Origin of the sequence: Psychrobacter sp. 78a-MNA-CIBAN-0178 (genome assembly GCF_040309625.1) — a bacterium.
GTDB lineage: Bacteria > Pseudomonadota > Gammaproteobacteria > Pseudomonadales > Moraxellaceae > Psychrobacter > Psychrobacter okhotskensis.
The window spans coordinates 39,092-64,629 of the sequence record NZ_JBEOOZ010000019.1 but is presented as its reverse complement, the minus strand read 5'-3'; the positions used below and the strand labels follow the sequence as shown (position 1 = coordinate 64,629).

The window sequence follows — 25,538 nt, the reverse complement described above, 5'->3', positions numbered from 1 at the left end:
AAGCAGGTGACATCATGCCAAAAATGAAGCGGCTTGAATGGAAAACCATTTGGTATTTTAACGAGACCAATCAGTTAAACGGTTAAGATAATTTACACCTTATCAATTAATAATAAAAGAGCTTTATATATGTTAAATCGTTCAGTTTCACAGGCTACATTTAGGGTATGGTTGTGGGTGTTTGTACTGTTTGCGCTAGGAGTTAGTCAGTCGCAACTCACTATTGCTGCTGATACTTCTTACACCGATAATACGTCTAAAAATGCAGAAGAACTCAGATTGGAGTATCTAGAAGAGCTTGCAAGGGAATACGATAAAATTTACAACTCTGAATTTGCTAGAAATCCTGATGATATTCCAATCAGTGAGTATGAAGGAGGGACTGACCGTTATTTTGGAGATTTAGCGTTAAAAGGTGATGAACTTATATTAAAAGTTTCAGGTGGTAAGCTACTTATTATTACCCGAAACGAGCGTCAAGAGCAGCTCAGGCAGCAACTTATACAGTTTGTATCAGAGCATAGTGAAGTGTCAGTCAAAGTTGGTATACAAGGTCTGATAAACCCAAGAAGTAATCAGACAACAGACAGTTTAGATGAATTGGTTCTTGTGAATTACAACGGTTTAGAAGCCAATGCCACTCATAATCTTTTTAAGATGCTTAAGGTATTGAATGATGAGGAGTGAGGTTATAAACAGATAAAGCAACATTTGCAGGGTTCGATTTAAATTCAAGCTATACAGCAGGTAAGAATGATAATTACGTTATTAGTAAAGCCTATGGAGGTTCAGCTGTAACCGGTCTTGCTTCAACCTACCTATTAGGTTTTACAGTATTTACAGGTGTGGGCGTCTTTGTTCTAATTGCATTCATTGGTATCAATCTATTTATCGGCTACTGGAAAAAGACAGGTATGGAGAATTGGCTCAAACATGGTATATGGGGTACAGATAGCAATAATTGGTCACTTAAGCATACGCTAGAGCAGTTTGACCGCGCTGTGGTCGGTGAAGACATCGACCTCAAGGATAATTAAATGATAGATACTGAAGGGCGTAAACCATATTCAAAATTAAGATATTACGAGGTCGGAAAAAATGTTTCGAATCTTAAGAAGATTGGCGATTTCAAATGGTTAGATAAAAAACAGATCCATGACGTACCACTTTATTCGCAGCGCACTGTTGTACAGTTTAATTCAACCTATATGGAGCTGATAGGCCGGCAAGATAGAATACGCGGAGATGTAACTGTTTGGGGGCTCTTTTTCTTTGGCCTTGTGACGTATGCTTTATATGTTATGGGAGTATTATTTCTTATAATATTTGCTAATAGCGCGGCTTTAGGCAGTATTATTATATTATTCGTAATAATACTTTTAGGTATTTTGACACATGTACTACCATTACTCTCAACCGAACTATTTACCTATACCTATTTACCGATTCGTTTTAACCGTAAAACCCGTAAAGTCTATGTGCGCCAAGCCAATCGTAGAGTAGAAGTCTTTGACTGGGATGAGCTACGGTTTTATATGGCGACTACTTATAAAGATGGTGGCGATGTTCGTGGTATCACACTTGCTGATGATGGTGTGACGATTACTGGTATGTTTAGTTTGCCTTTTGTCAGTGATTTGACAGCTAAAGAAATACTAGGTGGAACACAACTGAAACAACATTTTGAATTTGTCCGTCGCTATATGGAAGGTGATGATAAACAGCTTGCAGAAGTCAAAAATGCTATTCGTTATATCCATCCAGTACATATAAAAAGGGAAACCCCGTTAGCCTCTTTCCAACGAGCTACACTAACCGCACTTGACTCAGATGAGAATATGGAATATCCCAAACAAGCATTAAAATTACATTGGACACATTCCGCCGTTATCATTCAATTATGGCTACGATACCTAGGCCGTTTATTGTCTATCAATACCAGCATCACCCCCAAGTTTAGCCCCGAGATTGAAGCTGAATGTCAGATAGATCCCAATGATCCGCACGATCTAAACAAATATCTGCCCGAAGGCAATATAGAAGACGCCAATCAGCCTATTTGGAAAAAGCTGACATATAGTATTTTGCTTATTTTATTTGGTATCGTCATGTTATTCGTTTTTGCATTTTTTATTGATATGATAGGGGCAATTAAAGGCTACGACACAGGGCTAGCCTATAAGCTACTGCATTTGTTTCATTTAGTGTGATTAAATTTTTTACTATGCATATGATTGCTTAGAAAAATAAGAAGGCTGTAAATGCAATTACGCGACGACTTTGCTACCCACGTTAGTGAGCTTCACAACCCTATTGACCGTCCTTATACCGCTATCGTTTATGGCTGTAAATCTGGTTTTGTAATCCTCATGATATACCAGCTCATTCTTCAACACGCCCCATATTGCTCTGTACCGACAAGCTTGCCTTGATTGGCTTTGTTATGCCAGTTTGATAGCGTTTGCATGGCAATACCTAACTGCTTTACAGTAGCTGAGATATTGCCATTATTATCTGCTATCTTCTTAACGGCTTCGGCTTTGAATTCGTTACTGTAGGTTCTTACTTTCTTAGTCATGATAAACTCCGATTAATACGCTTAGTTTACCAAGTTTAGGTGTACGGTTTCTTCAGCATAGCTCAATTACGACTTAGTAGCTCTTCATAGTCACGCCAAATTTCACAGGCACGAGCAAACGATACGTTTGGATACACGCCAAGCGATATACGTTTATTTTTTGAGTGAGTAGGAGACAGGTATCGATAAACCCAAGACTTAGTGCCATTAGGTCTAACCATGAGATACAGCATGGGATGGTTTTTGACAGAGACCAGATATTCCTTGTCATCGACTTTATGACTGCTGATACTGCGGTCGGAGCTGATAGGCTTGCGTGCTTCCATGACTGACACCCCAATGTACATTTAAAAACCAGTGTACATAGTAGTGTACATCAGATGCATGGATTGGGATAGATAGAGCAGGACAGTATAGAACGCCAGATACAACAAAGCCCCTGAGATCAGGGGCTTTAGTTATTCTATAAGATAGTATAGAACTATATAATGGTACCCGGAGCCGGACTTGAACCGGCACGCTATTGCTAGCGAGGGATTTTAAATCCCTTGTGTCTACCAATTTCACCACCCGGGCAAAAATTGTTTTATCTTTAACATAAGCTAGCTGATAGACCGTCTAGTTACTAGATAAGTGCTCGCTATTATAAGCGGTTATGCTAATAATGCAAGCCAAAATTAACGTAAAGTTAATAAATAATTGGAGGCTGGAGTCGGAATCGAACCGGCGTTAACGGAGTTGCAGTCCGCTGCATGACCACTCTGCCATCCAGCCAATCAAGGTGGCCTATATTAGCAAAAATATAATAAATTACAAGTCATTTTTTTGATAAACGCTCGTTATTTATTAGATTAAGAGTATTTAAGCATTATTCATGTTTATTTGAACCATTTAATCAAGCATATGCGCGCCTCGACAAGCTATTGCTTAGCGAGGTGTGTATAAAAAATAATACAGTCTAAGCTGTTAAATAATGTCTTTATTATTACGTTGGGCTTTTTTGATGTCGCGATAGGTGGCGGTGCAAATCAATACCAGCACCCCCAAGGTAATCGCTGGCCAGACTAAAATATATAATCCGTAGATAAGCGTGCTGTCCATATTGTCTCCTTATAGTATTCATTGATAGGTAACACTTAGCGAGTGACTTGCTAGGTGTTACCAGATATCCGTCAGGGCTACTGTTATTTAGCTCTTTGTTATGGGTGCTACTTTGGGCTTTTTATCGTAGTCACCAACACGTTGTTTGATCAGATCAAAGTCGAAATGCTCATCACCCATGAGACTGACGACCACACAAACGATAGTACTGGCACCGTAAGCGGTCAGTGAAGCGAGTAGGATCATGTACTGGCGTAAGAATCCAGTCGCAAACATTAACATCAGCACCAAGGTAATAGCAGCCGCGCCCATGCCAATCTTACGACCTAAGAAACCAAATACCATCAGACCGATGACCACCGCGCCACCGACACTGGCTAAGATTTCAAAGAATAGGGCGGTGATGCCAACAATAGGTATCAACTCAAAACGCGCTACACAGAATAATAAAAGTCCGACAATCACTGCTGAGGTAAAGGCGACGTTGGTCACACGATTCCAGAATACACTGGCGATGACAGGGAAAACAATTGCACCCCATAAGGCACCAACAAATACCAGCATCACTAGAATATCAAGCTTGAAGCTGGCAAAGATGAGTCCCGCTGCCGTCGCGACAATCATCGTGCCACGACCGACGAGCATCATGGTTTTTGGCTTGATGCCACCTTTTTTGGCGATATTTTTGGCGTAGACATCGGCCATCATAATGGTTGATAGCGCAGACAAATCTGAGTCAGCCGTTGAAGATAATGAACCAATGACCAAAATAAAGAATAAGGCAATAAAGACAGGATGCAGATACATACTGACCATTTGTGGAATCAAGTTGTTCATATTGCCATCAAGTGGTTCGATGCCAATGGTCAAAGCCATTAAGCCAATCATACCAAGCCCAATGACGATACCGGCATAACCGACTGTGGCGGTAACAAATGTCGCCTTAATTTTAGTTTTATCAATGGCAAATAAGCGCTGGGTAATGGTTTGATTACCGATAGCATAGGCCAATACTGCGACAAAATAGGGTGCACCTTGCTGAAAAAAGGCTTCAGAGGAAAAGAAATCCTGCTGCTCTAAGGTCAAATTCGATAGTCCGCTGACCATCACTGCAGGACCACCCATGGAGAATAGTACCGCTGGAATGATGATGACACCAATGGCCATCAAAGCGACCAATTGGGCAAAATCAGTAAAGACTGAAGCACGAAACCCTGAGGTTAAGGTATAGCTCAATACCCCGACACCCGCGATAATTACCCCTGTTTGGAATGATAATGGTGACAATACTGACACCAATGCCCCAGCAGCGGTAAAGTTGACCATCAAGCTAATTAAGCTGCCCATAAGGTTGGATATGGCTAAAATTAATTGGCTTGATGAGCCGTGGCGGGCGTGGATAAGCTCACCTAAAGTGTGACCGTTGGGAGCAAGCTCACGAAAGCGCATCCCAAAAGGGTAGATGAACAAAATCATCAGCGCGCCCCAAAAGCCGTAATGTATCGGCCCTGATACGCCGTATTTATAGCCAGAGGTGGCAGCGGCATAAAAGGAAGCGGCCCAAATCCAGGTGGCGGTCATACTTGCCGCGCCCATACCGAAGCCAACACCGTGACCTGCAACCATAAAACCAGTGGTAGATTCTTTGTCTTTTTTGATTAATAAAGATAAGAGATAGGTACCGCCGTAAAACGCGACCAATAATAAAATAATGGTGAGCGCAGAAAATTGGAACAATGACTCAGTTTTCAAATTCATACCTCGCAATTGTTTTAAATGAGTAAAAGTTAAGCGGTATTGATTACCCCTTAACGGTTAGAAATAGATTTGTGCCTACTGCAGTAGGTGTTATGAGAATAGAACTTATAAAGCACATTAATAGAGCGCATACGATTCGCGCATATCAATAGCGATGACACAAATTGTCATGACAAATTAATAATAAAGTGAGGTGCAGCTGACTATGGTAGTGGGGGTTGTTGACCACACTAGTAATAAATAAAACAATAGCGGCAACTCTCAATATGCGTCTGTTAATGGCTTAGCCATTACGCTGTCAAGTATGCATACTCGATAGTAGCTGGATGCTAAAACAGACTCATATACCATGTCCGCTTAGCAAGATACAGATAAGCACGAGACCATAATATCTTGGCCTGAGCTAAATTTAGACAGCTTTATCAGCTGAAATAAGCAACGTTTTGGATAGCGTTTTATCCAATCATCGCATGTGACGCATTGTCCGTGTTCATCATCTCAAATAAAGTTATTCGTTATAATCAACGAAAATTACTTACTATTGATAAATAAAACTACAGCCATGTTAAATGTATGTAACATGTTCGTGCACTAAGAGTAACCTATTATTTACGTAATCTCAAATTTATCCATAGATAGACATGCATTAGCCATCACTAAACGCTCATGCTCATAGAGGGAGAGAGAGGGCAAACAACTGATTTTAATGGAATATATAAGATAGGGTCGTGCTAAGGAAGAGATGAAATTAATAGGATGAAGTTTGTTGAATTGGGAGGATAGAGAACCGCCATGTTTTAAAAACCAGAGTAATAAGTGACTCTATTATCACGTAAAAATCCTGCCAACCCCAAGCCATAGCGCTCTGCGACACACACGGCAGTGCTAGTGGGTGCAGACATACCGACCAACCAAGGTATTTGGCTACGAATGGATTTTTGTACCAGCTCGATCGATAGGCGCGAGGTCATCACTACACAGTCGACATCTACTTTGTGTCGTAGTTGCCAGCCAATGAGCTTGTCGAGGGCATTGTGACGGCCGACATCTTCAAAGAGATGTAAGTGTTGCCCTTGCATGGTTGCCGCCGCATGGACAGCGCCTGTTAGTTGATGGGTATGTTGGGTCGCATCTACTTGTGCGCGTATTTGCAATAGGTAGTCAAAACTTGGCATCGCAGCTTTGTTTCTAACACTATTTTCGGGTTGATTTTGACTTTTATCATGAAATCCACTTGCCAGATTAGTTTCTAAGTCACTCTTTAAGTCTCTTTCTAAGTCTCTTTGAAAATGCTCTTGTGAATGGTTATTTGATTTATAGCCACTTAGGTCAGGCAACGCTTGGGTCAAACCTGTGATACCGCACATACCGCACCCTGTACGCCCTGCCAGCTGCCGCCGTTGGGCTTGGATGCGCTGATGACTGCGCTGATTTAAGGTCAATTCCACCACATAAATATCGTAATCCTGCAGCTGTGCTAAGGTTTGCTCAAAGGAACCAGCCGTATCATTTTCATCCATTGAGTCTTGAGTAAATCTTTGATAGCTTGCCATATCTGTCAGCTGGGTCACTTCCCAGTCTAATAAGTCATGGCTGTGTTGAATCAAACCTTCGCTGAACAAAAAGCCTATCGCTAGATATTCTAGCTGATAAGGGCTTGCCATCAATACTGCATAATGAATGCCGTTAATGATAATAGAAATCGCTGCTTCTACGACCAAATTTGCTGATTGATCTTCAATATACGCTTGCTGGCTACCACCTGATTCTGTAGGTGCATAGTAATATTTTTGTACCAAATGCGCGCGCGATAGTGGTGTCACAGTAGATTCTGCCGTCGCTTCAGACATATCGATGGCTGAAGCTTGAGTGTTTAATTTAGTCATTATAAGTGCTGACAGTCTTTTATCATTGTTGACATAACTCACCTTTCATCTTGCAAACTATCTTAGGCAGAAGCTGCCAACTCGCCTGCATTGACGCGCTCTAAGGCCACGGTAACAGACTTGTAGGCAGGGATATGAGAGTCTGGCGCATGCGTGTCCAAATCAAACAAGTCATTACATTCAGGATAGTAGGTAGCCACAGCGTTGGCGGCGATATCCATGTCGGTAAGTATCAAAGGTCCCAATGTGCGTTGCTCACCATGGCTGTCTTGACGCGACACCACAACATGATCGCCTTTTTGCCAACCCAATCGTGTCATTTCATCCGGATGCATAAACAAAACATCGCGGCGATTGGTCTGACGATAACGGTCTTGATAGCCAAATATCATGGTGTTAAATTGATCATGGCTCCGTACACTAGTCAACTGCCAGATCTTCTGCTCCGAGTGTTGACTGTCATCAGTATTTTGCGCATTTTGGGCATCAATTTTAGAGGTGGACGTTTTCTCTGCCATTTGGCTTGCGACATGAGTAATCGGGTATTTTGGTACTTCAAACTGCGCTTTGCCGCTATCGGTGTTCCACACGCGATGACGAGCCGCATGATATAAATGAAAGCCGCGCTCAGCCTCACGGATACGCACGTTGAAGTTCTCAAAGCCATCGATAGCTTGGGCGATATAATCACGAATCAAATCGAAGTCTTCTGCCATCGCTTGCCAAGGAATGGCTGAGTCAGAGCCAAACATCTGGGTTGCAATATCGGCGACTATCTGTGCTTCAGATTTTAGCGTATCGCTGATGGGCTTGAGGCTACCTTGAGTGGGTACTATCTGACACATTGAATCTTCAATTGTGGCAAACTGCTCACCTTTAGCCGTGATTAAGTGTTCGGTACGACCGACACAAGGTAGAATGAGGTTATTTTCACCCGGATACAGCATGGTTTCGTTTAGCTTGGTGCCAACAAAGACGTTAAGCTTATTTTTGGTCAATGCTCGTTGGATGTTATTTGAGTCAGGCGCTGCAACCGAGTAGTTGCCACCCATACTAAAGAAAGCCTTAATATCACCTTGTATCATCGCTTTTGCCCCTGCAACGACATCAAGACCGTTGTCTTGTGGCATTGGGTGCTCGAACACACGTTCTAGGCTATCAAGTAAGCTTTGCTTGGGACGCTCATGAATACCCATGGTGCGATCGCCTTGCACATTGGAGTGACCCCGCACAGGTGACGCACCCGCACCGTCAATACCTATCATACCCATCAACAGTAGCAAATTGGTAATCATAGCGACATTGTCATCGCCCTGCACATGCTGGGTTATGCCCATACCCCAAGTGCAAATAGTCGCTGGACTGGCGGCCACCAGCTTAGCAAGATTAATAATTTCTGCTTGAGAAATACCGCAACCAAGCTGAATATCTGCCCATGATTGTTCGGTCAACCACTGTTTCAATGGCTCAAAACCAGAGGTATGGGTTGTAATAAAGTCAGTATTAATTTTATCATTCTCAATCAGCCATTTAGCCAAACCCGTCAGTAGAGCCGCATCACCACCGATTTGAATTTGAACGACCTCATCGACCATGTCATCACTCTGTCCTGCCGCCATATGAGTTGGTTTTTGCGGGTTTCTAAACTTACTTAAGCCTTGTTCACGCATAGGATTTATCGAGATGATTCGACATCCTTGCTCGTGAGAGTGGGCAAGCATCTCAAGCATACGGGGATGGTTGGTTGCCGGGTTTTGTCCAAACATCAATATCAATTTGGCTAGCTCAAAATCCTCTAGTTTCACCGTCGCTTTACCGATGCCTAATTGCTTGCCAAGCATGACCGAGGTTGGTTCGTGACACATGTTAGAGCAGTCTGGTAGGTTGTTAGTACCAAAACAGCGGACGAATAACTGAAACATAAAGGCAGGCTCGTTAGTGACGCGACCTGAGGTATAGAACAGTGCTTCGTCAGGTGAATTAAGCTGTTCCAACTGCTCAGCGACATGCTCATAAGCGGCTTGCCAAGAGATGGGTAGATAATGATCTTGCGTGGCATCGTAGTATAGCGGTTCGGATAATCGACCGATATGTTCTAACTCATACCCTGACCAACCTTGTAGCTCTGTGACCGAGTGCTTGGCAAAAAACTGCGCATCTGCACGGGTAGACATGGTTTCACTTGCCAGCACCTTGATGCCTGTCTCACAGACATCTAGCGCTTTGTGTGACTTGTGATCTGGCCATGCGCAGCCTGGACAATCAAAGCCACCCTTGGGTTGATTGCTGTTTAATACGCTCAAGCTACCACGCAAAAAAGCCTTATAATCCATGAGTTTGCGAGTAGAGGCAATCAGAGCAGGCCAACCAGCAGCAGGATGAGTATAAACAGGGATTTTGCGCATGGCAGACCTCATAGATAAATAGCGATAAGAATAATAAGTAGGTTTTGATATAGGTATTGATATAGCAACTATATAATGACTGACCAAAACTTGGTAGGATCATTAACTATTGATAACAAAAAACGCCTGCTATTAAACAGGCGTTTTTATGTTTATATTCAAAGTATTTGCTAAATTATTTAACTCAATATTAAGCTATCATCTTCAACTTTTTCGCCGCGTGTTTGCTCAAACATATCAAGTAAATCATGCACTGTCATATCTTTACGAATATCACCAGCGACATCTAGTACGACTTGCCCTTGGTGCAGCATGACGGTACGTGTGCCATGTGCCAATGCTTGCTGCATTGAGTGGGTGACCATCATGGTTGTGAGCTTATTGTCAGTCACAATCTTATCCGTTAACTCTAAAACAAAAGCAGCGGTTTTAGGGTCAAGGGCAGCAGTATGCTCATCTAGCAATAAAATCTTAGAAGGCTGTAAAGAGGCCATAAGCAGACTGACTGCTTGGCGCTGACCACCGGATAGTAGACCCATACGGTCGGTTAGACGGTTCTCTAAGCCCAATTTTAAAACAGCAAGTTTTTCGCGAAACAAATCACGGTTATTCTGATTTAGCGCAAAGCTCAGACCGCGTTTGCCACCACGTTTATAGGCCAATGCCATGTTTTCTTCAATGGTCAGAGCTTCACAAGTTCCAGCCATTGGGTCTTGAAAGACACGCGCGACCCAATGAGCGCGTTGATGGGCAGTTTTCTTAGTGACATCAATACCATTTAATAAAATTGACCCACTATCGACGCGCGTGGTGCCGCTTACAGCGTTCAAAAATGTCGATTTACCAGCACCATTGGTACCAATGACGGTCACAAATTCACCATCAGCGATGTTTAGATTAATACCACGCAGTGCAGGGTTTTCGATAGGCGTGCCCGGGTTAAAGGTCAACCGTAAATCAGTGGCTTGCATCATAATCGTTATTCCTTATTGTCTCTTCAAGCTTAATACGGTTATTTACCGTCTGTATTGGCTGTCATTGAACGCGAACTTTGCGCGATAAAAACTTGGTTTTCGCTTTTGGTAATACCAAAGCCAATACCACGAGTAGAGCGGTAATCAAGTTTAAATCTTGCGGGCCAAAACCAATACTACGCAGCGTGTCGCTCGATAGCGCGACCTGAATAAACAGCTTGTATAGTACCGCACCGACGATGACCGCAAAGGTAATGAGCCAGATACGTTTGGCAGGAATGATAGTCTCACCGATGATAACGGCTGCTAGACCAATGACAATAGTACCAATACCGATAGAGATATCTGCGCCACCTTGGGTCTGCACAAACAACGCCCCTGCAAGTGCAATTAGGCCGTTAGAGACGGCCATACCGATAATGGTCATCCAAGAGGTATTAATGCCTTGCGCTTGGGCCATACGGAGGTTTGAACCAGTTGCACGCATAGATAGGCCAGTTTCAGTGCTATAAAACCAATCTAAGAATAACTTGGCAAGCAGTATGACCACACCAATAATCAGACAGCGCATCCAATAGCCGTTGCCATCTGTCACTAAGGTACTAAATACCGTGGTTTCACCCAGTAGTGGCAAGTTCGGCGCACCCATGATGCGTAGGTTGACAGAATATAGAGCGACCATCACTAAGATACTGGCAAGTAGTTGCAGGATGCCAAGTTTGACGTGCAACCATGCAGTGACGATACCAGCGACTGAACCTGCTAGCATACCAAAAGCGCATGCCAACCATGGATTGACACCAGCGACGATAGAGATGCCCGCGACGGCACCGCCTAATGGAAAGCTACCATCAGCGGTCAAGTCAGGAAAGTCGAGGGTGCGGAATGAGATCAGCACACCAAGTGCCACTAGGCCATAAATCAGACCACTTTCAAGCGCACCAAAAAAAGCAATTAAAGACATAAGAGATCAATAAGTCATAACCAAGCGTTCAGCAATGCATGTTCTGATCATTAATTCATAAAATAAATAGCGTATAAACGCGCACTTATCTATAAATCTAACAGTCAGCTTTCGCTAAACGGCTAAGCGGTGAATTTAACAGATTAAGCAATCTGCGGTTAGGGTAAACCAAAACATATCACGATGAAAAACTATCATAAGCTACCTTGGTTCAAAGCTTTTATTCATAAATATTAGAGATTTAGATACTGCACAATGACTGTATAAGCAAACACGACCTTATAAGCAATGCCTTAAATAAAAAGCCATTAAGCAACAACCAGTCAAACCAGCACTGCTTAAACAAGAAGCCCAGCCTACTGACTCATAGCTGGGTTTCTTGTTTAAACATTTGGCATCATAGCCTGACGTTAAGCGATAAAATTTGATTATATTATATAGTCGAATTATCGTTTACCTAGCAGCTGCTAATAAAAGCCAAGTATAAAGGTGCGCTATTCTACCACTTCTTTTGCTTTATCGATAACTGCTTGTGGCAAAGTAACGCCTTGTTCTTTGGCATGATTTGGACTGACGTACAAATCAAGCATTTGCGGCGTATAGACAGGGATAGCGTCCGCTTTTTCACCATTTAGGATGCGTACCACGATTTTACCAGTTTCGCGGCCAAGATCGTAATAGTTTACGCCTAAGGCAGCAATCGCGCCGCGTTCAACCGAGCTGGTATCAGACGCAATCAGTGGGATTTTGCTTTCTTTAGCGACTTGATATAGTGACTCATAGGCCGATACGACATTGTTATCGGTTGAGGTATAGATCATATCGACCTTACCTTCGAGGCTACGAGCGGCCATGGCAATATCAGTACTACGCTGAGCAGGCGCTTCGAGGACATTGATACCTAGTGGTGTCAGTTTCTCTTTTAAGTTTTTTAAGATAATTGTTGAGTTAACTTCGCCCGGACTATAAACATAGCCGACGTTCTTTAAGCTAGGAATGATTTGACGCATCAATTCGATTTGTGGCTCATAAGGCAGTGCATCAGAGCCGCCAGTGACATTGGTACCAGAGCCATCTAGTTTTGTGACTAGTTTGGCTGCGATTGGGTCAGTGACTGCCGAAAATACTAAAGGAATGGTGCTAGTCGCCGCAGCTACTGACTGCGCTGATGGCGTACCAATCGCGATGATAACATCTGAATTGTCTGCGACGAATTGCTTGGCAATCTGTCCTGCAGTCGCTGTATTGCCTTGGGCGCTTTGGAAGTTCACCGTTAAGTTTTCACCGTCCTTAAAGCCGGCCTCATTAAGCTCATCGATGACGCCTTTGCGCACATCATCAAGTGCTGGATGCTCAACGATAGCAGTGATAGCCACCGTCTTCATTTCTGTGGCAGTATCGCCATTGGCGGCAGCATCAGTGCCGCTAGCATCTTGCGCTGGTTGATTACAGCCAGTCAAGATAGCGGTACAAACGCCGCCTAGTAGTAGCGCCTTACTAAAATTAAAACGTCCAAAATTTTGATACAACATAGGTCTCACTCCTGAAAATAATAATGTGTCCGTACATTATTTAATAATTAAAAATTAAGGGCAGCTGTCTATACAGATGGCTGACTGTTATTTGTCCGCACTCTGCGCTTTTTCGTCGACATTAATGGCATTTTTTAACAAGTCATCTGTCAAGCTCACCCCTTGCTCTGCCGCGTGTTTAGGGCTTGCGTACAAGGTTAAGGTATTCATCACTTCAGGCTTGATCGTATTGATCGCTTCGCCATTTAATACGCGATAGACCATTTTGCCCGTGGTACGGCCAAAGTCATAATCGTTGACACCTAGCGCCGCTGTCGCACCGCGTCTCACACTAAACTCGTCTGAGGCAATAACCGGAATATCAAGCTCATTGGCAGCACCAGCCATTGCTTCAAACCCTGACACAACGTTGTTATCTAATGAGGTATAAATGACATCGACGCGACCAGCAAGACTACGAGTCGCCATCGCAACGTCAGTTGGGCGATTGGCTGTCACATCTAAGATTTTCAGACCACGCGCTGGTGCGAGTTTTTTAAGCTGATTGAGCACCACTACAGAATTGATTTCACCTGGGCTATAGACGTAGCCAATGGTTTTTGCATTGGGTACAATCTTTAGAATGTTGTCTAACTGCGGCTCAATCGGTAACTCGCTTGATAGTCCTGTCACATTAGATTGGATAGGCACGTTGTTTTCATTAATGAGCTTCGCTGCGACAGGATCAGAGATAGCCGTATAAATAACCGGAACCGTTTTGGTTGAGGCCACAATTGATTGGGCAGAGGGCGTCGAGATTGCGACGATGGCATCGGGATTGTCTCCTGCAAACTGCTTGGCAATCTGTCCTGCTGTCGCTGTATTACCTTGGGCGCTTTGAAAGTTGACCGTTAGGTTTTGGCCTTCGACATAGCCATTATCAGCCAGCTCATCAATGATACCGCGGCGCATCTCATCTAATGAAGGATGCTCGACGATTTGCGTGATGGCCAAAGTCTTGGCGGGCTTATCGGTATCAGCGACTGCACTCTCACTATTGGAGGCAGTGTCGGTAGAGTTTGAGCAGCCAATCAATCCAAGGGTGGCGCTGATAGCAGCACCATAGAGGCTCAAGCGTAAAGTAGAAGCAATAGTCATTATTATAGTAACTCATCGGTTATATCAATCATAAAAACCACACCAACATTCTCGGATTCGTTAAAACTACTCAGGGTAGTGTTTGGATTCGTCTTCGCTGTGTTTGATTTTTACAGATAGTATTGGAAAATGCAGGTTAGCCGAGTCAATGCTATGTTGATGCCAAGATAGCAGGCTAACAATAAGATAATCGTTCCGTCGATCATTATGTTCATATTATGACAGTAATGTAAGTTATCGCAATAAAAAATTAAAGCGTATTCGTCACCCGTATTATTCAGCCATATAAGGATGGTTTTACTGAGCAGCTTCTGCATCTTTATGCTAGGGTCTGTTGAGCATTCAAATATGGTACTGGTAATCGCTTGCACTTGGTTTGCTTGTATCGAAATTATTGCCATTCCACTATCTATATAAATGACATAAAAAAAGACGCTACTTAGGGCGTCTTTTTTTATGTTTAATCTATCGCTTAACTGTCAATCAAAGACCCGCCATAAACTACGAAATAGCCAGCCAATCACATAAAGAGGAATCTCTAGTATGTCGATAAAGTACAACCAATCCCAGATACTCGAAGGCTCTGAACGACGGTTACGCCGTGACTGTTTGATATCTGTGGTGATAATAAACAACAACGCGCTGATAACACCACTAGCAATGGCTATAAATAGTACCGTTATATCTTCGGTAAAATACCAGTAAACCAGCAAGCCTACTGTTAAATAAAGGAGAATATCTGCTAACAGTCTCAGCAATACCACTATCATTCTCCAATATTTCGTGCATCAGCCATGTTAATTAAGCAAGCACATCACCAATGACGCAATCATCAGGCAAGGTAACGACCGTTAAGCCTGTCTTTGGATTGCCAGTCGATAACACCATGCCTTCTGAGAGTCCGAATTTCATCTTACGCGGCGCAAGATTGGTCACGCAAATGACCTTTTTATTCAGTAATTGCTCAGGCTCATAAAACTTACGGATACCGCTGAATACATTACGTGGCTTGTCTTCGCCAACGTCTAAGGTAAATTGTAGTAGCTTGTCCGCGCCTTCGACATGGTTACACTCTAAGACGTGCGCGACTTTCATCTCAACTTTGGCAAAGTCTTCGATACCGATATAGTCAGCCTGCTCATTATCACTACCAGTATTAGCCTCTTTCGCTGAGGGAGTGTTTTTCTTTGCTGACGTATTATCAGCATTAGCAACTGGAGTCGCAGTTTGAGCCAAAGATTCCTTTGACGCTTCAACCATCGCTGCGACGTCTTTTTCTTCGATACGCTGCATTAAAGGTTTAAACTTATTGATTTTATGACCAAGCAACCATTGGTTACGGCTGGCAAAGCTTAGATCGTCAATGTTCAAAAACGCTTTAGCGTTGGCGGTTAGCTCAGGCAATACTGGCGCAAGATAAACCATTAATTGACGGAAGATATTAATCGCGACCGAGCAAACATCTTGAACTTCTTGCTCTGCGCCTTCGACCTTAGCAAGCGCCCATGGTTTTTTCTCATCGATATATTCATTGGCTTTATCAGCACATTGCATAATCAAACGCATGGCACGCGAGAACTCACGGTTTTCGTACGCGGCGGCAATTTCATCACCCGTTTTGGTGATGTCTTCTAATAAGTCTGACTCTACGCAAACCTCCGACAGCATACCGTCGTATTTTTTCACTAAGAATCCAGCACTACGACTGGCAATATTGACCACTTTACCAACTAGATCAGAGTTAACCTTTTGCATGAAATCTTCTAAATCAAGGTTGATATCCTCGACTTTATCAGACAATTTACTAGCAAAATAATAACGCAAGTACTCAGGATGTAAGTGATCAGCATACGTTTCGGCTTTAATGAAAGTACCGCGCGACTTACTCATTTTTTCGCCATTGACCATCAAGAAGCCATGGGCAAAGACGCCGGTCGGCGTACGCAGCTCGCTACCCGCTAGCATCGCTGGCCAAAATAGCGCATGGAAGTAAACGATGTCTTTACCGATGAAATGATAAACCTCGGTCTTATGCTCGTTTTCTTGCATCCAATAACGATCAAAATCTAATTCGTTTTCAGTACCTTTGCGCTTATCACACAAGTTTTGAAAGCTCGCCATGTAACCGACCGGTGCATCGAGCCAAACATAGAAGTACTTGTCTGGCTCATCGCTTGGGGTATCTGGAATTTGGAAACCGAAATAAGGTGCATCACGTGAGATATCCCAGCTGGTCAGGCCAGCGTCAAACCATTCTTGCAATTTATTAGCGACCGATGTTTGCAAGCGATTGTCACTGCGCGTCCAATCTTTTAAGAATTGCTCAAATTCTGGCAAATCAAAGAAGTAATGTTTAGAGGTTTTTAGAATGGGTGTGGCATCAGACAACGTCGAGTACGGATCTTTCAGATCTGTCGCATCATAAGTGGTACCGCACACTTCACAGTTATCGCCATATTGATCCAGCGCACCGCATTCAGGGCAAGTACCTTTGACAAAACGATCCGCTAAAAACAACTGCTTTTCAGGATCAAATAATTGCTCAACGTCTTTAGTACTGATATGTCCAGCACTACTAAGACGACGATAAATCAGCTCAGAAAAATGCTTGTTTTCTTCTGAATGGGTGGTGTGATAATTGTCGAAGTCAATCAAAAACTTAGCAAAGTCCGCTTCATGCGAAGCTTTAACCGAGGCGATTTGCTCTTCGGGTGTTACACCATTGGCTTCTGCTTTGAGCATGATAGCCGTACCGTGTGCATCATCCGCGCAGACATAAGTGACCTGATGGCCTTGCGCTTTCATCGCACGCGCCCAAATGTCGGTCTGAATATATTCTACAAGATGCCCCAAATGGATATAGCCATTGGCGTAGGGCAGCGCACTGGTTACTAGAATCTCACGCACTTTTGTCACCTATATTTTTATATAAACGGGTTGGTTATCAAACGTCTTGAGCGCTTTATGGCGAGCGGACGCGATATTGTCAATACTAAAGCTTTTAAAATTTCTAAAAAAGGAAAAACCAAAAAAGTGTGCCTATGATACCGTAATTCGGCCAAATTTGTGACATTCCTCAGTAATTAATACGTTAATCAATATAATCATTGGCTCTATTATGCCGATAGATTTCTATGCATTTATCAGGTGTCAATAACCTATTTTATTTAAAGAACATAGTCGTAAAGCGGCGATAAAAAACCCACCAAGCAATCTGCCAAGTGGGTTTTGAGTTTGCACATTAAAACTCATCGATATTCAAAGCTCAAGAAATTGCTTGAAGCTTAAACGGTTTCTAAAATGAGCCAAACATCGTCCCTAGAATAATAACCGCGACTACCGCAATTAATGGAATAATCATCGTGACCATCGCAAGATTCAAGTAGGATTGCTTATGGGTCAAGCCACAAATCGCGAGTAGGGTGATGACCGCACCACTATGAGGGAGCGTATCCAAACCACCCGCTGCCATGACAGCAACACGGTGCATCAGTTCTGGATCAATACCAGCGGCAACCGCCATTCTTAAATAATCTTCACCCAACGTCGATAGGGCAATACTCAAACCACCAGAAGATGAGCCAGTAATACCAGCAAGGGTGGTCATCGCGACCGCTTCTGAGATAAGTGGGTTATCAGGCGTTAGGTTTAAGATGCTGTCACGAATAATAAGAAAGCCTGCCAATGAAGCAATGACCGCGCCGTAACCCACTTCTGAGGCGGTGTTAAAGATGGGCAACATCGAATCATAAGTACCACGGTTGATGGTTTTTTGTAGATTATTCCAATGACCGATACGCATGACTATCAATACGATAATAGCCACTACCAATGAGATAATAATAGACCACAGCCCCAGCGAACCGGCGATATTTAAATCCGGGAACTGAGCTTGTAAGCCGCTAAAGTCTAGTGAAGGGAACACTGCATAAGTTAATAAAGCGTTTAAGGCGATAACCAATACCAGCGGAATCATCGCAACGGTAAATGAGGTGTGATGCGTATCTAGCACTTCGTTTTGTTTTTTTACTGCACCAACGCCGCCTACATCCTCTTCGTCATGCTGACCATAGCCTTCACCTGCTGCGTTGGCTTTTCTGGCCCGTGACTGTAACCATAACCAACCACAGATAAACATGATCGTACCGCCAATAATACCCAAAATAGGCGCAGCAAAGACGTTGGTATTATAATAAGGAATCGGAATGGCGTTCTGAATGGCTGGTGTGCCGGGTAATGCCGTCATGGTAAAGGTAAATGACCCTAAGGCAATCGCTGCTGGAATTAAGCGCTTAGGAATGTCCGCCGCCTTAAACAAGTCTTTGGCGATTGGATAGATAGCAAATGCTACGACAAATAAAGAGACGCCGCCGTAGGTTAAAATAGCGCAAACTAAGATAACGGCTAAAATAGCTTTGCTGGCCCCAAGCTTTTCTACCACGGTTTTGGCAATCGCTGTTGCTGCGCCAGAATCTGCCATCAAACGCCCAAACAGCGCGCCTAGTAAGAAGATAGGGAAAAACTTGAGTAAAAACCCACTCAATGCACCCATAAAGATATCGGTGTAGGCAGGGATACTACTTAAGAAATCACCAGATAGGAATACCGCCAATATCGCCATAATTGGTGCTAAAATCAGCACGGAATAACCGCGATACGCAAAGAACATCAATAGTAATAAAGTAATGACAATAGCAAAGGTACTAAACATGATCGCCCTCCTTGGCAAAATTAAGGCAGCGAGTATGTAGGGCATATTAATATCGGTCAATAAAATGAATCAAAATAGATATTATTTAATAATTTATCAAATATAAGTCTGTCTTAAGACGACATTGTCCTACCATCTATGCCGCTACTGCGCTGGCCTGTATGTTCTTGTTGTTATTCTCTTCTCGCTAAGAGAATAATATGTTAACTTAGCATAAGAATCTTATAGATGATATATCGATAGAAATTGTATTAATATAGATATTGAAATATTGAGTAAAGTAACCCATTCATAATCATTGATGATAGAAGTTAATAACAAAAAATAGACTTGCAAGGAGATAAGCATGAGTCATTCTAAAGTATATAGCAGTGCTGAAGAAGCACTAAAAGGTATCGTCAACGATGGACAAACCCTCGCTATTGGTGGTTTTGGTCTGTGCGGTATTCCTGAAGCATTAATCGAAGCATTACGTGATAGTGGGGTAAAGGATTTAACTTGTATCAGCAATAACGCTGGTGTCGACGGCTTTGGTTTAGGCTTGCTATTACAAACGCGCCAAATTAAAAAAATGATTTCATCCTATGTCGGTGAAAACAAAGAGTTTGAGCGTCAATACTTGGCAGGCGAGTTAGATGTTGAATTAACGCCGCAAGGTACTTTAGCGGAAAAACTACGTTCAGGCGGTGCTGGTATTCCTGCTTTCTATACCGCAACTGGCGTTGGCACACTGGTCGCTGAAGGCAAAGAAACCCGTGATTTCGATGGACGTACTTATGTGCTCGAACATTCATTACGTGCTGATGTGTCATTAATCAAAGCGCAAAAAGCAGATAAAGCAGGTAATTTAATATTCAATAAAACGGCTCGTAACTTCAATCCAGACTGTGCAATGGCAGGCAAAATCACCATTGTCGAAGTTGAAGAAATCGTAGAAACGGGCACACTTAACCCTGATGAGATTCATCTACCGGGTATTTTTGTACAGCGTATTGTATTAAATAGCAATCCTGAAAAGCGTATCGAAAAAACCACGACCAAAGCAGTCGAAGGCGCTTAGAAGCAGAGTTTGTCAAAACCTTTTAAAAGATGACATTAATAATAGAGTATTGTAATACTATTCCTAAAAATTTGAGTGGCAAGAAAAACGAGTGAAAGTGCTACATTTAGTAGACTAAGCGAATTTGACACCATTAATCATATTTGTTGGGGTGGTCATAAAAATAAGGAAATTACCATGGCATGGACAAGAGAACAGATGGCACAGCGGGCTGCACAAGAATTAGAAGATGGCTATTATGTCAATTTAGGTATCGGTCTACCAACGCTAGTCGCCAATTATATCCCTGAAGACGTGGATGTTTGGTTGCAGTCAGAAAATGGTCTATTAGGTATTGGCGAATTTCCAACGGCAGAAAACGTCGATGCAGATTTGATCAATGCGGGTAAGCAAACCGTGACCGCAGAGGCGGGTGCTAGTTATTTTGGTAGTTCAGAATCCTTTGCGATGATTCGCGGCGGGCATGTTAATCTGGCTATATTGGGCGCGATGGAAGTGTCAGAAAAAGGCGATTTGGCCAACTGGATGATTCCCAAAAAGATGGTCAAAGGCATGGGCGGTGCGATGGACTTAGTCGCAGGTGTACAACGCGTGATTGTATTGATGGAACAGGTCAATAAACACGGCGATCCAAAAATTCTTGCCAATTGTGAGCTACCATTGACAGGCAAAGGGGTGGTTGATCGTATTATCACCGAGCTTGCAGTATTAGATGTCACCGACAATGGTCTAAAACTGGTCGAGCTAGCAGAGGGTGTCACTTTTGAAGAACTACAAGAAAAAACGCCAGTGAGCATTATTCAATAGCATTGCTCAATAGTTTTGATGTTATAACGACTGTTTACTGCTTTATTTAATAGCCACTATATTCTAGTGGCTTATTTACTGGTTGACCTCATCACTTCCCATCACTACCTATTATTAAGGACAATATATGGCGACCCAATTACAACAGGATTTGACGGGCAAAGTGGCCTTGGTCACAGGTGCTGCCAGCGGTATCGGACGTGATATCGCTGAAACTTATGCCAAAGCAGGCGCAGCGGTAGGTATTGCAGATATCAATATTGAAATGGCTCAGAAAACCGTTGATGCTATTGAAGCGGCAGGTGGACGCGCACTTGCCATTGCCATGGATGTAACGTCTGAGGCTGCCGTAAATAATGGTGTACAAAAGCTAGTAGATACCTTTGGCGGTATTGATATCTTAGTCTCTAATGCCGGTATTCAGATCATTGATCCGATTAACAAAATGTCGTTTGATGACTGGAAAAAAATGCTCGCTATTCATTTGGATGGGGCATTTTTAACCACCAAAGCGGCTGTACAGCATATGTATAAAGAGGATAAAAGTGGCACCGTCATCTATATGGGTTCTGTGCACTCGCATGAGGCATCAATGTTTAAGGCACCTTACGTCACTGCCAAGCATGGTCTACTTGGGCTGTGTCGTGTATTAGCAAAAGAAGGCGCTGAGCATAATGTACGGTCGCATGTGATTTGCCCAGGGTTTGTCAAAACGCCGTTGGTCGAAAAGCAAATTCCGCAACAAGCGGCTGAAAAGGGCATCAGCGAAGAATCTGTAGTCAATGATATTATGCTGGTGAATACGGTAGATAAAGAATTCACGACGGTAGACGATATTGCCCAATTGGCGCTATTTTTGGCAGCCTTCCCAAGCAATGTATTCACTGGTCAATCTATCGTTGCCAGTCATGGTTGGTTTATGAACTAGGACGTGTCCTCAATTCCAGCGATTGTATCTAAATGGGCTAAAAATGGCTAAATTTTGCCAAACATCGTCAAATAGCTGATTAATATCCCGATATTATTTCCGCTATTTTCCTCACTTGACTGCAATTTATCTCATTTTTATGAGCATTTTTAAAATGAGAACACGCCTTAGCTGAATGACGGATTAATAGGTTTGTTCGGGCGCTTTGATTGGTTTAAGAATCATTGGCTTGCTAATAAAAGCCCATTGCCTTAGCATCTTGTTTATATTAATTGGAGCCAATTAGATTGGCTCTTTTTTGTGAGTATTTGCTGCACCGTTTTGGGTTGCACGGAGTAACATGATGAATAATAAAGACCTTGCAGAGACTTTTGCAACCAAACTAAGCCGTGCCATCGAGCAGCAGCAATTCGAGCAAGCGATTAATCAAGTGCAAGAGTTGCGCCCCATTGATATCGCGGATGTGCTTACGCTCATGGCATCTAAACTTGCTTGGCAGCTGCTAGAACGTTTGCCCAATCGTTCTACGGTATTTGCTTATTTAGAGCCTAATATTCAAGTCGCTATGGCGCATGAGTTTCCTCGCGAAAGTATGGCAATACTAGTGGGCGAGATGCCCGCAGATGAACGCACTGATTTATACAAACATCTAAATCAGGATCAGCGTGATGCCTTATTGCCAGCATTAGCACAGGCGCAGCGTGAAGATATTCGCAGGCTTTCTGCCTATGAAGAACGTACTGCTGGGGCGTTGATGACATCTGACTATGCAACGTTAGCGGCGCATATGACCGTCACTGAAGCATTAGCGGCGCTACGATTAGAAGCACCTGATGCCGAGACCATTTATCATACTTATGTAATTGATGATGAGCGTAAGTTGTCAGGGGTAGTGTCATTACGAGCATTAATACTAGCCGCTCCTGAACAATTAATTAATGACATTATGCTGAGCACTGTGGTCTCTTGCAATGTCAATGACGATCAAGAAGATGTCGCCAAAGTTGTGGCTCGTTATGACTTGATTGCCCTGCCAATTACTGATGACCATGGCGCTTTGGTCGGTATCGTGACCCATGATGATGCCATGGACGTTGCCAGCGATGAGGCTACTGATGACTTTCACAAGTCGGGTGGTGTCACGACGATGGTTGGCAGGCTTAAAGATGTCAGCATTAAAGTGCTGTATCGTAAGCGCGTATTCTGGCTAGTGTTTTTGGTATTTGGAAACTTGCTCTCTGGCTTTAGCATTGCTAACTTTGAAGAGGTGATAGCAGCCAATCTAGTGCTGGTATTTTTCTTACCACTACTGGTAGATAGTGGCGGTAACGCCGGCTCTCAGTCTGCTACGTTGATGGTGCGTGCGCTAGCGACGGGCGATGTCGTCATGCGTGATTGGCTCTCGCTATTAGGACGAGAAGCCATCGTCGCCCTGATGCTGGGTGCGACGATGGCCGTTGCTATCTCTATCATCGGTTATGTGCGCGGCGATGCTATTGTGTCACTGGTGCTCGCGCTTAGTATGATGTCCGTAGTCATGATTGGCTGCGTGATTGGCATGAGCTTGCCTTTTGTATTGAACAAAATAGGACTTGACCCTGCCACTGCCAGTGCACCGCTGATTACCTCAGTGTGTGATGCTTCTGGCGTGCTGATTTATCTGTTTATTGCTTCACAGTTTTTGTCTATAGGATAGCGCACGGCAAACGGTCGCAGTAGCGCAAATAGTAACACCTGATACCAAGCTCGGTCTTACTGGCGTTGTGGTTTTTTTATACTTGTAATTCAGCTACACTGTCACGATAAAAGGTTTGGCCAAAAAGCTTATGGGCTATAATATTTATCCTATGCGCTACAGTATTCACTGAGTTGTTTGACCATACCCACCCACTTGTATAGGCAGTAACGGTAGCTATGTTTAACTTTATGAAGAAAAAAACCACTCACAATGAAACCCCGCAGCAAAAAGCAGAACGCGATAGTGCCGTGGACAAGGTACTGCTCGGCTATGAAGTAGGCACTATCAGCATTGCCACTATGGTCACGGGTCTTGAGCGCGACGGCGATCAGCTCACTTTAGATTTGCGTCTACCTGTAAATAGTAATCCTGAAGCCATTCAACAAGAGCTTGGAAAGCTGCTCTATCCGCACGGTATCAAAGCGATCCATATGAACGTCCGTCTGCCAGCACCAGCGAAAGGGACAGGGTCAAGCTTACCGAAGGCCATGCCCAAGACCACCAATGCAATGGACGCCCAGAATCAGTCAGCATCAAAGCCTGATAGTGGCACTAAAACTGATACTGCTGCCGAACCGCCGATTACCAAAGCCGCGCCGACACAAGCATCATTGACAGCGCATCCGCGTATTCGCCATATTATCGTGGTGGCGTCGGGTAAAGGTGGTGTTGGTAAATCAACGACTACCGTGAATATCGCTTTGGCATTACAAAAGCTAGGCAACCGTGTTGGCGTGCTCGATGCTGATATTTATGGTCCTAGTATGCCAACCATGCTGGGCGTAGATAATGTCAGACCTGAGCTAGAAAATGAGCAGTTTATTCCTATCAATGCGCATGGCATGGCGATGTTATCGATTGGTAGCTTACTCGATGGTGACAATACGCCTGTCGCGTGGCGTGGACCAAAGGCTACTGGGGCGTTGATGCAGCTCTATAATCAAACCAATTGGCCGCAGTTAGATTACTTGGTCATTGATATGCCACCGGGTACCGGTGATATTCAGCTCACGCTAGCCCAGCGTATCCCCGTGACTGGTGCGGTGATTGTCACGACGCCGCAGCATATCGCCTTACTTGATGCGCAAAAAGGCATTGAGATGTTTAACAAGACTAATATTCCGGTACTTGGTGTGGTTGAAAACATGGCGCTGCATACCTGTAGTAATTGTAATCATACCGAAGCCATCTTTGGTACAGGTGGCGGTGAAAAAATCGCTGAGCAATACCATGTGCCGCTATTGGGACAACTGCCGCTTGCCAGTGGTATTCGTGCACAAGTAGATAAAGGTGAACCAAGTGTTTTGGCAGATGATGAGTTTGCGCCGTACTATCTAAACATTGCTAAAAATATCGAAGCCAATATTAGTAAGTTTGCAAAGCCTGTCGATGATAAGCGTATTTTTTAATGGTTTTCTAATGGCTCTTAATAGTGCTAATGGCTTTTATTAATAGCAAAATAGCCTAAGCATATAAAGTTTGAAAGGCTTGAATTTTAAACGGGGAATAGTATGAGCTTATTGATTTATCAACGTCATTTAGATGATACTCCAAAGCAATACAGGCTCTTAAAATTATTCCGCCCGCTGATATACGTGATTGAGCTCTCGAACAATCAAGCGAGTGCCGTTTGCTACTATAAAGATGGCAGTAGCAAACGCTATGAAGTCCATGCGGATTTTAGCAATCGCCGACTGGTGATTGCTGATTTTTTTAAAGCGGTACAAGCGATGACTGATCTACTGCTTAAATTTCCCAAACATCCATTTGGCATCAGTGCTTTTGCCATAGAAAATGTGACTGAGGAGCTGGCAGATGGATTGACATTCATAGAGATTAAAGCCATTAGAGAAACAGTTTGGGCAGCATCAGGACAGGCAAAAAGAAGGATTATAGGTACCACCGTCAGCTACCAAGGACAGGTAGTCTCTCAATGAACCATGGCTAGGATGCCTCAAT

Annotated in this window: 21 protein-coding genes, 2 tRNA genes and 1 pseudogene; 9 read left to right on the top strand and 15 right to left on the bottom strand. The window is 43.4% G+C overall.

Annotated elements, in window-relative coordinates; translation table 11 throughout:
• Positions 1-129 precede the first annotated feature (129 nt).
• The 3 genes from AAEY80_RS10795 (at position 130) to AAEY80_RS10785 (ending at position 2,210) form a co-directional block, all read left to right on the top strand.
• Positions 130-687 (top strand): hypothetical protein, encoded by a 558-nt coding sequence (locus AAEY80_RS10795; protein WP_201577961.1) that lies wholly within the window; start codon positions 130-132, stop codon positions 685-687.
• Positions 688-845: 158 nt separating this feature from the next.
• Complete coding sequence (locus AAEY80_RS10790; RefSeq protein WP_025651469.1) at positions 846-1,037, top strand: hypothetical protein; 192 nt, start codon at positions 846-848, stop codon at positions 1,035-1,037.
• Complete coding sequence (locus AAEY80_RS10785) at positions 1,038-2,210, top strand: DUF6708 domain-containing protein (RefSeq protein ID WP_201577960.1); 1,173 nt, start codon at positions 1,038-1,040, stop codon at positions 2,208-2,210.
• A gap of 191 nt (positions 2,211-2,401) precedes the next feature.
• On the opposite strand, the pseudogene AAEY80_RS10780 reads toward AAEY80_RS10785, so the two are convergent.
• From AAEY80_RS10780 to AAEY80_RS10710, 15 genes and pseudogenes are all read right to left on the bottom strand, one after another.
• A pseudogene (locus tag AAEY80_RS10780) lies at positions 2,402-2,578 on the bottom strand (transposase); the annotation flags it as partial.
• 62 nt (positions 2,579-2,640) lie between these two features.
• Positions 2,641-2,904, bottom strand: coding sequence for an Arm DNA-binding domain-containing protein (locus AAEY80_RS10775; RefSeq protein WP_173240397.1), 264 nt, complete (start codon positions 2,902-2,904; stop codon positions 2,641-2,643).
• A gap of 163 nt (positions 2,905-3,067) precedes the next feature.
• A tRNA-Leu gene (locus AAEY80_RS10770) sits at positions 3,068-3,154 on the bottom strand.
• A 124-nt stretch (positions 3,155-3,278) separates the two neighbouring features.
• Positions 3,279-3,352, bottom strand: a tRNA-Cys gene (locus tag AAEY80_RS10765).
• Between the two features lie 192 nt (positions 3,353-3,544).
• Positions 3,545-3,679: a putative transporter small subunit gene (locus AAEY80_RS10760; protein ID WP_217271599.1), complete on the bottom strand. Its 135-nt coding sequence runs from the start codon at positions 3,677-3,679 to the stop codon at positions 3,545-3,547.
• A gap of 87 nt (positions 3,680-3,766) precedes the next feature.
• Complete coding sequence (locus AAEY80_RS10755) at positions 3,767-5,416, bottom strand: sodium:solute symporter family protein (protein ID WP_198015420.1); 1,650 nt, start codon at positions 5,414-5,416, stop codon at positions 3,767-3,769.
• An 818-nt stretch (positions 5,417-6,234) separates the two neighbouring features.
• Positions 6,235-7,323: a formate dehydrogenase accessory sulfurtransferase FdhD gene (locus tag AAEY80_RS10750; RefSeq protein WP_244952036.1), complete on the bottom strand. Its 1,089-nt coding sequence runs from the start codon at positions 7,321-7,323 to the stop codon at positions 6,235-6,237.
• A 62-nt stretch (positions 7,324-7,385) separates the two neighbouring features.
• Positions 7,386-9,728 (bottom strand): FdhF/YdeP family oxidoreductase, encoded by a 2,343-nt coding sequence (locus AAEY80_RS10745; protein WP_201576392.1) that lies wholly within the window; start codon positions 9,726-9,728, stop codon positions 7,386-7,388.
• Positions 9,729-9,907: 179 nt separating this feature from the next.
• Positions 9,908-10,702, bottom strand: coding sequence for an ABC transporter ATP-binding protein (locus AAEY80_RS10740; RefSeq protein WP_025651418.1), 795 nt, complete (start codon positions 10,700-10,702; stop codon positions 9,908-9,910).
• A 61-nt stretch (positions 10,703-10,763) separates the two neighbouring features.
• Positions 10,764-11,666 carry an ABC transporter permease gene (locus AAEY80_RS10735; RefSeq protein ID WP_025651417.1) on the bottom strand — a complete coding sequence of 301 codons (903 nt, stop codon included), beginning with the start codon at positions 11,664-11,666 and terminating at the stop codon, positions 10,764-10,766.
• Between the two features lie 494 nt (positions 11,667-12,160).
• Entirely contained in the window at positions 12,161-13,198 is a 1,038-nt protein-coding gene (locus AAEY80_RS10730; protein ID WP_025651416.1) for an ABC transporter substrate-binding protein, read from the bottom strand.
• A gap of 87 nt (positions 13,199-13,285) precedes the next feature.
• Entirely contained in the window at positions 13,286-14,335 is a 1,050-nt protein-coding gene (locus AAEY80_RS10725) for an ABC transporter substrate-binding protein (protein WP_025651415.1), read from the bottom strand.
• Between the two features lie 479 nt (positions 14,336-14,814).
• Positions 14,815-15,099 carry a hypothetical protein gene (locus tag AAEY80_RS10720; protein ID WP_101210619.1) on the bottom strand — a complete coding sequence of 95 codons (285 nt, stop codon included), beginning with the start codon at positions 15,097-15,099 and terminating at the stop codon, positions 14,815-14,817.
• Positions 15,100-15,136: 37 nt separating this feature from the next.
• Positions 15,137-17,242, bottom strand: a complete 2,106-nt coding sequence (gene metG / locus AAEY80_RS10715; RefSeq protein WP_198551919.1) for a methionine--tRNA ligase — start codon at positions 17,240-17,242, stop codon at positions 15,137-15,139.
• Between the two features lie 388 nt (positions 17,243-17,630).
• Positions 17,631-19,046: a GntP family permease gene (locus AAEY80_RS10710; protein WP_350588287.1), complete on the bottom strand. Its 1,416-nt coding sequence runs from the start codon at positions 19,044-19,046 to the stop codon at positions 17,631-17,633.
• A 346-nt stretch (positions 19,047-19,392) separates the two neighbouring features.
• On the opposite strand from AAEY80_RS10710, the gene AAEY80_RS10705 reads away from it, so the two are divergent.
• The 6 genes from AAEY80_RS10705 (at position 19,393) to AAEY80_RS10680 (ending at position 25,516) form a co-directional block, all read left to right on the top strand.
• Positions 19,393-20,106, top strand: coding sequence for a CoA transferase subunit A (locus AAEY80_RS10705; protein WP_201576410.1), 714 nt, complete (start codon positions 19,393-19,395; stop codon positions 20,104-20,106).
• A gap of 177 nt (positions 20,107-20,283) precedes the next feature.
• Positions 20,284-20,913, top strand: a complete 630-nt coding sequence (locus AAEY80_RS10700; RefSeq protein WP_201576412.1) for a CoA transferase subunit B — start codon at positions 20,284-20,286, stop codon at positions 20,911-20,913.
• 127 nt (positions 20,914-21,040) lie between these two features.
• Positions 21,041-21,841, top strand: coding sequence for a 3-hydroxybutyrate dehydrogenase (locus tag AAEY80_RS10695; RefSeq protein ID WP_350588284.1), 801 nt, complete (start codon positions 21,041-21,043; stop codon positions 21,839-21,841).
• A 343-nt stretch (positions 21,842-22,184) separates the two neighbouring features.
• Entirely contained in the window at positions 22,185-23,537 is a 1,353-nt protein-coding gene (mgtE, locus tag AAEY80_RS10690; protein ID WP_025651407.1) for a magnesium transporter, read from the top strand.
• 218 nt (positions 23,538-23,755) lie between these two features.
• On the top strand, positions 23,756-24,988 hold the full coding sequence (apbC, locus tag AAEY80_RS10685) for an iron-sulfur cluster carrier protein ApbC (RefSeq protein ID WP_025651406.1): 1,233 nt from the start codon (positions 23,756-23,758) through the stop codon (positions 24,986-24,988).
• A 102-nt stretch (positions 24,989-25,090) separates the two neighbouring features.
• The gene (locus tag AAEY80_RS10680; protein ID WP_350588283.1) at positions 25,091-25,516 is read left to right on the top strand and encodes a hypothetical protein; all 426 of its coding nucleotides are present in this window, start codon (positions 25,091-25,093) and stop codon (positions 25,514-25,516) included.
• Positions 25,517-25,538: the final 22 nt, after the last annotated feature.